Annotated in this window: 8 protein-coding genes; 3 read left to right on the top strand and 5 right to left on the bottom strand. The window is 56.2% G+C overall.

Annotated elements, in window-relative coordinates; genetic code table 11:
* Nucleotides 1–54: 54 nt before the first annotated feature.
* From K5Y33_RS06110 to K5Y33_RS06130, 5 genes are all read right to left on the bottom strand, one after another.
* Nucleotides 55–1,488 carry an efflux transporter outer membrane subunit gene (locus K5Y33_RS06110; RefSeq protein ID WP_222233476.1) on the bottom strand — a complete coding sequence of 478 codons (1,434 nt, stop codon included), beginning with the start codon at nucleotides 1,486–1,488 and terminating at the stop codon, nucleotides 55–57.
* Nucleotide 1,489: 1 nt separating this feature from the next.
* The gene (locus K5Y33_RS06115) at nucleotides 1,490–4,645 is read right to left on the bottom strand and encodes an efflux RND transporter permease subunit (protein WP_222233477.1); all 3,156 of its coding nucleotides are present in this window, start codon (nucleotides 4,643–4,645) and stop codon (nucleotides 1,490–1,492) included.
* 2 nt (nucleotides 4,646–4,647) lie between these two features.
* Nucleotides 4,648–5,790: an efflux RND transporter periplasmic adaptor subunit gene (locus tag K5Y33_RS06120; RefSeq protein WP_137385759.1), complete on the bottom strand. Its 1,143-nt coding sequence runs from the start codon at nucleotides 5,788–5,790 to the stop codon at nucleotides 4,648–4,650.
* A 259-nt stretch (nucleotides 5,791–6,049) separates the two neighbouring features.
* Complete coding sequence (locus tag K5Y33_RS06125) at nucleotides 6,050–6,691, bottom strand: glutamate racemase (RefSeq protein WP_222233478.1); 642 nt, start codon at nucleotides 6,689–6,691, stop codon at nucleotides 6,050–6,052.
* 99 nt (nucleotides 6,692–6,790) lie between these two features.
* The gene (locus K5Y33_RS06130; RefSeq protein WP_222233479.1) at nucleotides 6,791–9,151 is read right to left on the bottom strand and encodes a membrane-bound PQQ-dependent dehydrogenase, glucose/quinate/shikimate family; all 2,361 of its coding nucleotides are present in this window, start codon (nucleotides 9,149–9,151) and stop codon (nucleotides 6,791–6,793) included.
* A 367-nt stretch (nucleotides 9,152–9,518) separates the two neighbouring features.
* Between K5Y33_RS06130 and K5Y33_RS06135 the strand changes: the two genes are divergently transcribed.
* From K5Y33_RS06135 to K5Y33_RS06145, 3 genes are all read left to right on the top strand, one after another.
* Nucleotides 9,519–10,448 (top strand): aliphatic sulfonate ABC transporter substrate-binding protein, encoded by a 930-nt coding sequence (locus tag K5Y33_RS06135; RefSeq protein WP_222233480.1) that lies wholly within the window; start codon nucleotides 9,519–9,521, stop codon nucleotides 10,446–10,448.
* Nucleotides 10,445–11,788, top strand: a complete 1,344-nt coding sequence (locus tag K5Y33_RS06140; RefSeq protein ID WP_222233481.1) for an NtaA/DmoA family FMN-dependent monooxygenase — start codon at nucleotides 10,445–10,447, stop codon at nucleotides 11,786–11,788. The genes K5Y33_RS06135 and K5Y33_RS06140 overlap by 4 nt, the downstream gene beginning before the upstream one ends.
* Nucleotides 11,789–12,024: 236 nt before the next feature.
* Nucleotides 12,025–12,990: a GT-D fold domain-containing glycosyltransferase gene (locus tag K5Y33_RS06145; RefSeq protein WP_222233860.1), complete on the top strand. Its 966-nt coding sequence runs from the start codon at nucleotides 12,025–12,027 to the stop codon at nucleotides 12,988–12,990.
* Nucleotides 12,991–13,036: the final 46 nt, after the last annotated feature.

Here is a 13,036-nt window from a genome sequence, read left to right on the forward strand (position 1 = left end):
CATGTAGCGACGCAATTTGTTGCGCGATAAATCGCGCCGCTACGAAAAGTACAATTATTGCGTGCTCATTATTTCAGATTCTTTCAACGCCGTGCCGCCACCCATCACTTTATAGAAGGTGATCAAATTCAGGTAATAGGCTTGCTGCGTACTCACCAGATTGGTTCGGGCACTGTACAGCGTGCGCTGCGCGGTTAACGCATTGAGGTAGCTATCAACGCCGTTGCGGTAGCGCAGATCCGCCAGATGATAATAGGTTTGCGATGCCGCTACATTACGCTGCTGACTGCTGAGCTGATCGTTGATGGTGCCACGACGCGCCAGCGCATCCGCCACTTCCTGGAAGGCGGTTTGCACCGCTTTCTCATACGCCGCTACGTAATACTCTTTCTGTGCTTTGGTGTATTTCAGGTAAGAGACGTTGTAGCCGCCCTGAAAAATCGGCAGCGAAATGCTCGGCGCAAACGACCAAATGCCCGCCCCGTTTTTAAACAGCGTCGACAGATCGCTACTGCCGACGCCGCCGCTGCCCGTCAGCGTAATGCTCGGGAAGAAGTTGGCACGCGCCGCGCCGATACTGGCGTTGGCAGACTTGAGATTATGCTCGGCTTGCAACACATCAGGACGATTCAGCAACGCATCTGATGAGACGCCCGCAGGCACCTCGCGCAGTGCGTTACCTATCGATTCAATGCTGTCAGGCAGCAGGTTATCCGGCACGCTGCGGCCTACCACCAAATCCAGCGCGTTTTTATCCTGCGCCACCAGCGTGCTATAGCTGGCGACATCGGCCTGTGCGGATTGATAGGTGGTTTCCGCAGAAGAGACATCCACCATTGAGGCGATACCATTTTCCATCTGCTTGCGCGTCACCTGCCACGATTGTCGCGCGCTCTCGGCGGTCTCTTTAGCAATCGCCAGATTGCTGCGGTCGGCGGCGAGCTGCAGCCAGTAATCCACGGTGTTGTACAACACCGTCAGGCGCGTGCTGCGTGCGCCCTGCAGCGTGCCGAGATAGGTTTCATACTGCTCGCGCGTCAGGCTCTGGTTTTTGCCAAACAGATCGAGTTCAAACGAACTGACGCTGCCTTCTGCCGAATAGCTGTTGCTGATGGCGGTTTGATTGCCTTCGCCGGTTAACGCGCGCGAACGCGTGCCGCTCACGCCGGCGCTAATAGCCGGGAACAGATTGGCGCGCTCTTCACCGTATTGCGCATGCGCGGATTTAACGCTGGCCACCGCTTCACGCAAGTCGCGGCTGCTATCCAGCGCCATCGCCACCACCTGGCGCAGTTGGGCGTCGAGCACATAATCCTGCCAGCTTAGGTCGCGGTAGTTGCTGGCTGGTGTGCCTTGCAATGAACGATAGGCTTCACCGCTCGGCATCTGGCTGCTGACCGCGCCTTGCGGGCGCTCATAGTGCGGATCGAGCGACACACAACCCGACAGCAGCGCGGGAACCAATACCATTAAGAGTTTTGCCGACATGTTATTCCCCCGCCTTGGGCACAGATGCATGATTATCGTCATGCGGTATCGCCGGGAACACGCGACGCACCAGAACAAAGAACAGCGGTACAAAGAAGATCGCCAGCAAGGTAGCGGTCAGCGTGCCGCCAATAATACCGGTACCAATCGCAATACGGCTGTTGGCGCCCGCGCCGGTGGAAATCGCCAGTGGCAATACGCCAGCGGTAAATGCCAGCGAAGTCATAATGATGGGCCGCAGGCGCATCGATGCCGCGTGCGTCGCCGCCTTCACCAGGCTTTCCCCTTTACGGTAATTGTCTTCGGCGAACTCAACGATCAGAATCGCGTTCTTCGCTGACAAGCCAATGATGGTTAACAGCGCCACCTGGAAGTAGACGTCGTTTTCCAGCCCGCGCAGGCTGATCGCCAGCAGCGAGCCGATCACCCCCAGCGGCACCACCATCATCACCGAGAACGGCACCGACCAGCTTTCATACAACGCCGCCAGGCACAGAAACACCACAATCAGCGAGATGCCATACAGCGACATCGCCTGGTTGCCGGAGAGTTTTTCCTGATAGGACAAGCCGCTCCACGCAAAGGTGGTGCCCGCCGGCAACTTCGCCGCCAGTTTTTCCATCGCGCTGATCGCATCCCCGGAACTCTTGCCGGCCGCCGCCGAACCTTCGATTTCGTAGGACGCGAGGCCGTTATAACGAGACAGCACATCCGGGCCGTACGCCCACTCTGAGGAGGCAAACGACGCAAACGGCACCATGGTGGTATTGCTGTTGCTATCGCTGCCGCGCACGTACCAGCGATCGATATCTTCCGGCTTGCTGCGGAACTGCTGATCGCCCTGCATGTAAACCTTCTTCACGCGGCCACGATCGGTGAAGTCGTTGATGTAGCTGCCGCCAATCGCCGCACTGAGCGTGTCGTTGATGTCGCTGATGGTGAGACCCAGCGACTGCGCTTTTTCATCGTCGATATTGACTTGCAGCTGCGGCAAATCCGGCAAGGTGTTAGCACGCACCGCGCTGAGTAGCGGATCCTGATTGGCTTCAGCAATCAGCTGATTGCGCATCTGCAGTAGCTGATCGCGCCCGGTGGCACCACGCGCCTGCAGCTCAAAGGTGAATCCGTCTGACTGCCCCAAACCGGACACTGACGGCGGTGACAGCACGAAGATCTGCGCATCACGAATGCTGGCAAGATTGGCCATGGCACGCGCGGCAATGGCATCGGCACTGTTTTCAGCACCTTTACGCTCGCTCCAGTTCTTCAGCGAGATAAAGCCAATCCCGGCGTTCTGGCCGCTGCCGGCAAAACTGAAGCCATTCACCAGCATGCTGACGTTGACGTTGTCTTTTTCTTTGGTGGCGAAGTATTCCTGCACCTGACGACGAACCGCGCTGGTGCGGTTTTCCGTCGCGCCCGGTGCCAGCTGGTATTGCACCATGATATAGCCCTGATCCTCAGTCGGCAGGAAGCCGGTCGGCAAACGCATATACAGCACCGCGCAACCGATCAGCAGCACCGCGTAGAGCAGCAGATAGCGCACCGAACTGTGCAGCACATGACCCACGCCGTTGTGATAACGCGTCTGCACGCGCTCGTAGCTGCGATTAAACCAGCCGAAAAAGCCCTTTTGACCGCCTTCTTCGTTGTGCGGTTTGAGCAGCGTGGCGCACAACGCCGGCGTCAACGTTAACGCCACAATCACCGACAGCACCATCGATGACACAATGGTGATGGAGAACTGACGATAGATAACACCGGTTGAGCCGCTAAAGAAGGTCATCGGCAGAAACACCGCCGACAGCACCAGCGCGATACCAATCAGCGCGCCGGTGATCTCCTTCATCGATTTTTCAGTGGCCTGACGCGGCGGCAAGCCCTCTTCGCGCATCACACGCTCGACGTTCTCCACCACCACGATCGCGTCATCCACTAATAGCCCGATGGCGAGCACCATGCCGAACATAGTTAAGGTGTTGATCGAGTACCCGAACAGTGACAGCACGCCAAAGGTTCCCAGCAGCACCACCGGCACGGCAATCGCCGGAATCAGCGTGGTGCGGATGTTCTGCAGAAACACGAACATCACGATCACCACCAGAATCACCGCCTCGATCAGGGTTTTCACCACCTCTTCAATCGAGATTTTCACAAAGTCGGTACTGTCGAGCGGATACGCCACTTCATAGCCCGGCGGCATGCTGCTGCGGAACTCGTCGATGGTGGCTTTCACCTGTTCGGCGGTTGACAGCGCATTGGCGCCGGACGCCAGCTGCACCGCGATCCCTGAAGCCGGATGACCGTTCGCCAGCACGTTGGCGCTGTAATCCTCATCACCCATTTCCACGCGTGCCACATCACTCAGATGCACCACCGATCCGTCGCTTTGGCTTTTCAGCACGATATTGCGGAACTGTTCCGGCGTTTGCAGACGTGAACGCGAACGCACGGTCGCCACCAGCTGCTGCTCTTTGCTGGCCGGTTGCGCGCCCAGCTGACCGGAGGAAACCTGGGTATTCTGGCTCTCCAGCGCGCTGGTCACATCGGACGGCATCAGCGAAAAGGAGGCGAGTTTGGCGGGATCGAGCCAGATGCGCATGGCGTATTCGGCACCAAACACCTGCACGCTACCGACGCCCGGCACGCGCGCCAGTGTATCTTCCATGTTGCTGACCATGTAGTCCGCCACATCGGCCGAGGTGCTTTGGTTGGTTTTATCGTACAGCGCCAGAATCAGCAGGAAGTCGCTTTGCGCCTTCTCCACCGTCACGCCTTGCGTGGTAACGGACGTCGGCAAGCGGCTTTCGGCCTGCTGCACTTTGTTCTGCACCTGCACCTGCGCAATATCCGGATCGGTGCCCTGCTGGAAAGTGACGCTGATTTTTACCTGGCCGGTTGAGGCGGTGCTGGTGGAATCGAAATAGAGCAAGCCGTCGAGGCCGGTGAGCTGCTGCTCGATCACCTGCGTGACGCTGCTTTCCAGCGTTTCCGCCGACGCGCCGGTGTAAGTGGCCTGAATACTGATCTGCGGCGGTGCGACGTCGGGATATTGCGCAATCGGCAGGCTTTTAATGCTGAGCACACCAAACATCATGATGCAGATGGCGATCACCCAGGCGAATACCGGCCGACGAATAAAGAACTGAGCCAACATAATTACTGGCCTCCGCTGCGGGCGCTGTTCGGCGTCACTTCAACAGCTTTCACCGTCATCCCGGCCTGCACTTTGGCGGTGCCTTCGACAATCAGCTTGTCGCCGCTGTTTAAACCGCTGGTCACCAGCCAGGTGTTGCCGATAACCCGATCGGTCACCACTTCCCGGCTTTGCACTTTGTTCTCGTTATCCACCACCAGCGCCGTGGCGTTGCCCTTAGCATCACGCGTGATGCCCTGCTGCGGGGCCAGAATCGCATCCTTTTTAACGCCGTTAGTGACGCTGGCGCGCACATACATGCCCGGCAACAATTCATGCTGCGGATTAGGGAAAATGGCGCGCAGCGTAACGGTTCCGGTGGCTTCATCAACCGCCACTTCAGTCAGTTCCAGCTTGCCGGGATGATCGTAATTGCTGCCGTCTTCCAGTTTTACCGTTACTGGCACCACATCGCTGCTCTGCTGGAGGGAAGCCTGCTGACGCTTCAGTTTCAGCAGTTGCACGCTGGATTGCGTGAGATCGACATAGATCGGATCGAGCGCGCGAATGGTCGCCAGCGCCGTGGTTTGCGCCGAGGTCACCAGCGCGCCCGGCGTCACTGACGAGATGCCGATGCGGCCAGAAATCGGTGCTTTGATTTGCGTGTAGTTGAGGTTGATGCGGGCGCTTTCGACGGCGGCACGATATTGATCAACCGACGCCACGTTCTGTTGATAGGTTGCCAGCGCATCGTCGGCATCCTGACGCGATACGCCGTTCTCTTTCACCAGCGCGCTATAGCGCGCGGATTTTAACTGGCTGCTTTTCACTAACGCCTGCGCATTTTTCAACTGCGCAACGGCCTGATCGTAGCTGGCCTGATAGCTGGCTGCATCGATTTGATACAGCACCTGACCGGCTTTGACTTCGTCGCCTTCGGTAAACAGGCGCTTCTGGATGATACCGTCCACCTGCGGACGCACTTCCGACACCATGCTGCCCACCACGCGTCCGGTGAGTTGACTATCGAGCGTCACCGACTCGGTTTGCAGCGTTTTCACGCCAACTTCGGTGGTCATGTCGCCCGCTGGCGGGGCGCTATTTTGGTCACAGGCGGCGAGCAATAACACCAGCCCGGCGATGGCCGTGCGCTGAAAATTCTTCATGAATAATCCTGTAGTGAACGTTCATTCTCAATCTTGATTCTACCAAATCGCTGATGTGGGCGTATGTCAGGAAAATGAAAAGAGCGCTCCTGAAAAGCGACAGTAGAATAGCGTCCCCTTTGATTGAGGATTTTTAGGGGTTAAATCGCGATAGGTTACAAAGTGTTGCTAACGATAATGAGTTATACCCGTTAATGCAAATGATTATTATTTACACGGAGGTAAACGTTAACCTGATGCGCGGTTTTGCATGCGCACCCTACGAAAAATCACGTACCACCTTTAACGCCAGCTGTGGGCTGGTTAACGGCTGACTATCGGCGCTACACAGGCTGGACGCCGCCGCCATGGAAACCTGGGCCAGCGCCACATGATCTGCGCCCTGCTGCTTCCCGTCTGCCACCGCTTGCGCAATCATCTGCAGATACGCATCCTGATGACCCGCTTTAAACGCCGCCCATGCGCCAGGAATCAGCTGCACAACAGGATGCTGTTCAACCGGCAGCGTCGCTGGGCAAAACAGCGCTCGCGTCGCCGCCAGCGTGGATTCCGCCGCACACAGCACCAGAGATTTTCCCGGCAAACGGTGCACCTCATCGGCCAGCATGCGATCGGTGCGATACACCGGACAATCATGCCCTTCAACACAAAAACCATCGGCAACCGGACCCAGCGTCGAGCAGGTAATCAGAATCGCGTCGAACCACGGCGTCAGGCTGCGTAACAGCTGTTCCAGCTTTTGCTGCTGCGAAGCGGTCATGCCACCGGTCAGCTCCGCTTCCGCCAGCAAATGCGGCATCACGATATGACTCAGTGCGCCGTTGCTCATGCCCAATGAGTGCGCGGCATCATCGAAAATAGCGATATTACTGGCAGCGGTATGCAGGCAGGCGATAGTCATAGAATTCCTGATTAGTGGCGTCTCTTAGGGATGCTCAATATAACCTGACAAAAACAAAAAAAGGCGCCACAGCGGGCGCCTTATTCTATTTCACTGCAATTACTTCAAACGGAATGCCACAACGCTGTCACCCGCCTGGGTGCCAAGCGAACCGTGACCGCCTGCGGCAATCACCACGTACTGCTTACCGTCTTTACCCATAAAGGTAGACGGCGTGGCTTGCGCACCGGCACTCAGCTCGGTCTGCCACAGCAGTTCGCCGGTGGTGCTGTCGTAGGCGCGGAAGAAGTTATCCGCAGTTGCACCGTGGAACACCAAATCCCCTGCGGTCAGCAATGGACCACCGTGCGCCACCATGCCCATCGGGAAGCCGATGGGGAAGCGGCCAGGCAGGAAGCTGGTCTTCAGGTTTTTGGTCACGCCCACGCGGCGCAGCCATTCGGTTTTACCGGTCTTCAGATCCACGCCCACCATGCGGCCCCAAGGCGGCGCAACACAGGGAATGCCGAGGCCTGACGCCATCTGCTGGATATGGATCGCGTAGTCACCGTGGAAGTTTTCGTTCCAGTATGGCGTGCCATCTTTGGTGAACAGGCGCTCGGTGGCGGTCTGCTCGGTGCGTTTGATCAGGTTGTATTTGTAGGCCAGACGCACTGGCGCGGCAATCAGCATTTGACGCTGCGGATCGACAGCAACAGAACCCCAGTTGAACACACCAATGTTGCCAGGGAAGATCAGTGAACCGCCTTCCGTTGCGGGCGTCCACGGATTGCCATCATAGCGCAGGCTACGGAAATCCATGCGGCATGACATCTGGTCAAACGGCGTAATGCCCCACATTGACTTCTCGGTTAACGGCTGCGGGATGAAGTTCAGGCTGGAAACCGGCTGAGTCGACGCAAATTTCTCACCCGCTACGCCACCTTCAGTAGAAACCTTCACCTGGTTCACCGGATACACCGGCTGGCCGGTAAGACGGTTCAGCACAAACAGGTTGCCGGTTTTGGTCGGCAGGATCACCACAGGCTGCTTCTGGCCTTGATAATCGATGTCCACCAGCGAAGGCTGTGATGGATTATCGCGGTCCCACAGGTCGTGGTTGGAGCTCTGATAGCGCCATTTGAACGCACCGGTTTGCAAATCCAGCGCCACCAGCGCATCACGGAACTTCTCGGTGTTGCTGTTCGGATCGCGTTCAATGCCCACTTCATCCGGTGAAGCGTTACCAAACGGCACATAGACTATGCCGTTTTTCAGGTCAGCACTCAGCGTGCCCCACGCCACTGGCGTGTCCTGCGGGTAGTTTTGACCGGCAGCAATTGGCGCGGTGTTTTCCGGGTTAGCCGGATCAAAGTTCCATACCAGACGACCGCTTTGCACGTCATAGGCACGGATCACGCCTGACGGGTTGCCGCTGTTGAAGCCGTTATCCATCACGGAACCGCCAACGATCACCAGCTTGCCCGCCACCAGTGGTGCTGCGGTTTGCATCAGCGCATGTGGACGTACTTCACCCATGTTGGCATGCAGATCAACCACACCGTTCTGACCGAAATCAGCGCACGGTTTACCGGTATCGGCATCCAGCGCAATCAGCTGCGCATCGGTGGTGGCGTTAAAGATACGCTTACGGCAGATGGCCGGATTTGCGGCGCTATCCTGTGCGGCAACCGGGGTTTCTTCGTAGTAGCTTACGCCGCGACAGGTCTGATGCTGCTGCAGGTAAGAGCGGTCTTTATTTGGCGTAAATTTCCACTTCACCGCGCCGGTTTCCGGATCAAGCGCATGCACTTCGTTATGCGGCGTACAGAAATACAGCATACCGTTGGCTTTCAGCGGCGTAGCTTCGAAGGTGTATTCGGTGGCATCCGCATCCTGGCGCAAATCACCGGTGTGATAGGTCCATGCAACTTCGAGGTTTTTGACGTTGTCTTTGCTGATCTGATTCAGCGCCGAGAAACGCAGGCCGTCAGACGAACCACCGTACGCGGTCCAGTCGTTAGCGGCGCCCTGCTCGCTGTTCTGCTCGCGGGCATTGCTGATGGTGCCTTGCTGCGGAACCGGATCGTAGAAGCACAGACCAATCACCACCACGATCATGATAATCACAGTGCCGCCGAGGAAGCCGTGGAAACGGCGTTCGCCGCGATACAGCGGTTTCACCACCCACGGCATCGCCAGCCACAGGCCGATCACGCCGAACAGGTCACCGCGTGGGATCCACTGCCATTTATCAAAGCCCACTTCCCAGATAATCCAGGCGAGCGTAATCCACATCAGCACCGCATACAGCGCCAGCGCGCTGCGCTGGTTGCGGAACAGTAATATTGCGGTGATGAGTAATCCCACCGCCATCAGCGCATAGAAGGCGCTGCCGCCCAGCATTAACAGCTTGCCGCCCATGTACAGCAAGGCAATCGCCAGAATCGCGAGCACAATACTGGTTAATTTGTTAACCATGCTAATCCCTCAACCATTTTCATCGAAAAACCTCAAAAATAACCCCACATAAAATCAACAGAATTTTAACGTACGTTACCGTTTAGTAAAAACCCGTTGCGAGGTGTGTCGTTAGCTCCGCTAATGAATGTAGTTTGGCTAATGGCTGCCAGCTACCGCCTCGTTCAATCTGTGACTGAAATCACGTTTCATTTTCGTTGAGAGAATTAATCATTAGTGAGGAAAATTCGCATTTTTTGATAACTAAAAATGGCGAGGATGCGCGATTTGGGGGCATTTGCGCCTGAGACATAACCTTGCGCGGATTTGTTACTACGCCCGCTGTAGTAGAAAACTTACGCTGTTTTCTTTTTACCCGGGAAACGTTATGAAAATCACTTTATTAGCCAGCTCATTGTTGCTCCTCGCGGTGACTTCTCACGCTGCAACTGACCCACTGATCGTCGGCGATCAAAAAGGCAATGCTCGCGCGGTGATGTCCGCCGCTGGCGAGCTCAACAATGTGCCGTATGAAATCAAATGGTATGAGTTCCCCAACGCTGCGCCGCTGCTGGAGTCGCTCAACTCCCAGCATCTGGATGCCGGCTTAGTCGGCGATGGTCCTCTGTCGTTTGCCGTGGCCGCAGGCGCGCAGATCCGCGCCATTCAGGCATCGCAATATCTCGGCAATGCCATCCTGGTGAAAAAGGACAGCGCCCTGCACAGCATCGCCGACCTAAAAGGCAAGAAAGTGGCGACGGTAAAAGGATCGGCCGGGCAAAACATGGTGCTGAATGCGCTGCACGAAGCGGGTTTGCCCGACGACAGCGTCAATTTTGTCTTCACCACGCCGTCGGAAGCGACGCTGGCGCTGGATAATGGCGCGGTGGATGCGGTGGCAACCTGGGAACCTTATGTGTCCTTTGCCGTGGCGCAGTCCGGCGATCGCATCGCCATCGACGGCAAAAATTCGCCGGTTTCAAACTATCTGGTGGCGACCGATAGCGCCATCGCCAGCAAGCGTGAGCAGCTCACGGACTTCCGCGAGCGCCTGATTCGCGCACGTGCGTGGGGCGTGGCGCATCCACAAGCCTACGCCAGCGAGATCGCCAAACTGCTGCGTCTGCCAGATGTGGTGGCGCTGAGTAAAGTGCAGCGTGAAAACAACGCGCCGGTAGAAGATTACGCGTTGGTAGAGAAACGCCAGCAGCTGGCGATTGATACCTTCACCCGCGGCGGCCTGATCAAACCCGGCTTAAAAGCTGACAAACTGGTGGATGCCTCCTTCTTTAACGCCAACGGAGCCGCCAAACCATGATGAATCTGGCGCTCTACCTCGACTCCGGCATTCATCAGGGCGGCTGGCGCCATCCCGATTCAGCTGCGACCGGCGGCAGTAACTGGCCGCTGTACCGCAAAATCGCCCAGCGCGCCGAAGACGCGAAGCTGGACATGATTTTTGTCGCGGACAAGCTGGCGATTGATGATGTTTACGGCGGGCATCTGGCGCACACCGTGCAGCATCGTCAGGTTGGCTGGTCTGAACCCTTAACATTATTAGCCGCGCTGGCGGCGGTGACTGACCACATCGGCCTCGGCGGCACGGTTTCCTCATCCTATTCGGTGCCTTACACCACCGCGCGTCAGCTGGCAAACATCGACCATATTAGCGGCGGGCGCGCAGCGTGGAACGTGGTTACCTCGCTGAGCCACGCCGAAGCGCGCAACTTTGGTCGCAGCGAGCACTTCAGCCATGAAGCTCGCTATCGCCGCGCGGCCGAATTTATTGATGTCATGAAAGCGCTGTGGGACAGCTTTGAAGAGGACGCGCTGATTCTGGATAAAGCGCAGGCGCACTTTGCCGACCCGGCACGCTTCCATAGGCTTGATCATCAGGGTGAATCTTTCAACGTGCAGGGACCGCTTAATCTGCCGCGTCCGCCGCAAGGTCATCCGGTGGTGATCCAGGCTGGCGTATCGGAAGCCTTTATCGATCTGGCCGCGCAACAGGCGGAAGTGCTGTTTGTGGTGCAACCCAATCGGGAACGCGCGCAGCAGTTTTATCAAACCCTGAAACAGCGTGCGCTGCAGTATCAGCGTCAGCCCGATCAACTGCGCATTCTGCCCGGCATGGTGCCGATTGTCGGCAATACGCAGCGCGATGCCGAGGAGCGTGCGACGTACCTGAAATCATTGATTACCGTGGAATCGGGCCTCAGCTTTGTTTCGGCCAGCATGAATATCGATCTTTCGCAGTACCCCATTGACGGGCCGGTGCCTGACCTGCGTGAAAAGATCACCGGCAGCAAAGGCCGTTTTCAATATGTGATCGCCAGCGCCATTGAGCAGAACCTGACGCTGGGCGAGATGGCGAAACGCTACGCCGAGAGCTTGTCGTTCCCGGCACCGACCGGCACAGCGGATAGCATTGCGCAGCAGATGATTGACTGGTATCAGCATCAGGCCTGCGACGGTTTTGTCATTCTGCCCACCTACATTGACGAGAACGAAGATCGCTTCCTCGAACAGGTTGTCCCGCGCCTGCAGGCTGCGGGCGTCTTCCGCAGCGACTATCAACCGGGTACGCTGCGCGATCGTTTAGGCTTAGTAAAGCCGGAAAATCGCTTTAACCGTTCGTCATCAATTGAAATAACTTAATTAATCATTAATGCGCTGCTGCGATTATTCCTGGCAACAATTATCATAGCAGCGCGAATAAGTGCGGTTTTATTACAGTTTTATTTATTCCCTCTTCATTTAATCTTTTTTAAATTGATTAGCCATTGCGCCGCAATGACTTTTTGAGAGTTTCCTCAGCCTGTTATCCCGGATTAAGCGTGATATAAATCACGTAACTGCTCTGCGGCAAGGCCGCTAATAAAAAGAAGGTTATGATGATCAGCGCAGATTTCTTTTATCGTAAATTACGTTTTCCTTTTAAACTCACACACGCTGCTTTTAAGTTTCCGGTTGCCAATGCGCGAGCCCGGCAATATCAGGTGATGTCGCCTGAACAGACCATTGACTTGCTGCTCAGCAACCACAAGCTCTCCGTAAGCCGCTATGGCGACGGCGAACTGGAAATGACCTTGTTCAAGAATATCGGTTTTCAATCTTTTGATGAACGACTCTCTATTCGCCTTAAAGAGATATTACGGCGCGGAAGTCAGCCGAAGAATCCGTGTTTATTGTGTATGCCCGATGCCTTTCGCGGCACCGCGAATATGCGTTTTGGTTCGGCCCTATTCTGGTTTTTTCATAAAGCATTTTATTTTCGCCATTATGAAACCTTATTAAAGAAAGATTACCGCTACGGCAACACCTCCGTTACGCGTCCCTATCACGATTATAAGGACAAGCAGCAGGCGGTTCGCGTGTTTAATAAGTTCAAGCAGCTGTTCAGCGATAAAAAGATATTAATTGTGGAAGGCAGCGGCACGCGTCTCGGCATCGGTAACGATCTGCTTGATGACGCGCGGGAGATTAAACGCATCACCACGCTCAATCGCAACGCCTTCTCGGTTTACAACGATCTCTACAGCTCGGTGCTGGCGCACGCACGCGATTACGATATGGTGCTAATGTCGCTCGGCCCCACCGCCACGGTGCTGGCTTACGATCTCAGCCAGCATGGCATTCGCTGCATTGATACCGGCCACATTGATATCGAGTACGAATGGATGCGCAGTGCCGCGCGTGACAAGGTGCAGGTGGCTGGCAAGAACGTCAATGAAGTGGGCGTGTTACTCAGCGACGATGCGCGCGACGCCGACGATCATTATCGCCAGCAGATTTTGCTGCATGTCGGGTTGCCGCAGGAAGCGGTGCTATCGGCGATGGTAATGCATCCGCCGATCTAATCCACATCGCAAGTAATCGCAAAAACAGGGTATTTTGAGATTGCTT

Source organism: Pantoea sp. DY-17, from assembly GCF_019795975.1.
Lineage (GTDB): Bacteria > Pseudomonadota > Gammaproteobacteria > Enterobacterales > Enterobacteriaceae > Pantoea > Pantoea leporis.

Bases quoted from the DNA above. Each gene is read 5' to 3' on its own strand.
- K5Y33_RS06135 (WP_222233480.1), top strand. From the start codon at position 9,519: ATGAAAATCACTTTATTAGCCAGCTCATTGTTGCTCCTCGCGGTGACT.
- K5Y33_RS06130 (WP_222233479.1), bottom strand. From the start codon at position 9,151: ATGGTTAACAAATTAACCAGTATTGTGCTCGCGATTCTGGCGATTGCC.
- K5Y33_RS06125 (WP_222233478.1), bottom strand. From the start codon at position 6,691: ATGACTATCGCCTGCCTGCATACCGCTGCCAGTAATATCGCTATTTTC.
- K5Y33_RS06145 (WP_222233860.1), top strand. From the start codon at position 12,025: ATGATCAGCGCAGATTTCTTTTATCGTAAATTACGTTTTCCTTTTAAA.
- K5Y33_RS06120 (WP_137385759.1), bottom strand. From the start codon at position 5,790: ATGAAGAATTTTCAGCGCACGGCCATCGCCGGGCTGGTGTTATTGCTC.
- K5Y33_RS06115 (WP_222233477.1), bottom strand. From the start codon at position 4,645: ATGTTGGCTCAGTTCTTTATTCGTCGGCCGGTATTCGCCTGGGTGATC.
- K5Y33_RS06140 (WP_222233481.1), top strand. From the start codon at position 10,445: ATGATGAATCTGGCGCTCTACCTCGACTCCGGCATTCATCAGGGCGGC.
- K5Y33_RS06110 (WP_222233476.1), bottom strand. From the start codon at position 1,488: ATGTCGGCAAAACTCTTAATGGTATTGGTTCCCGCGCTGCTGTCGGGT.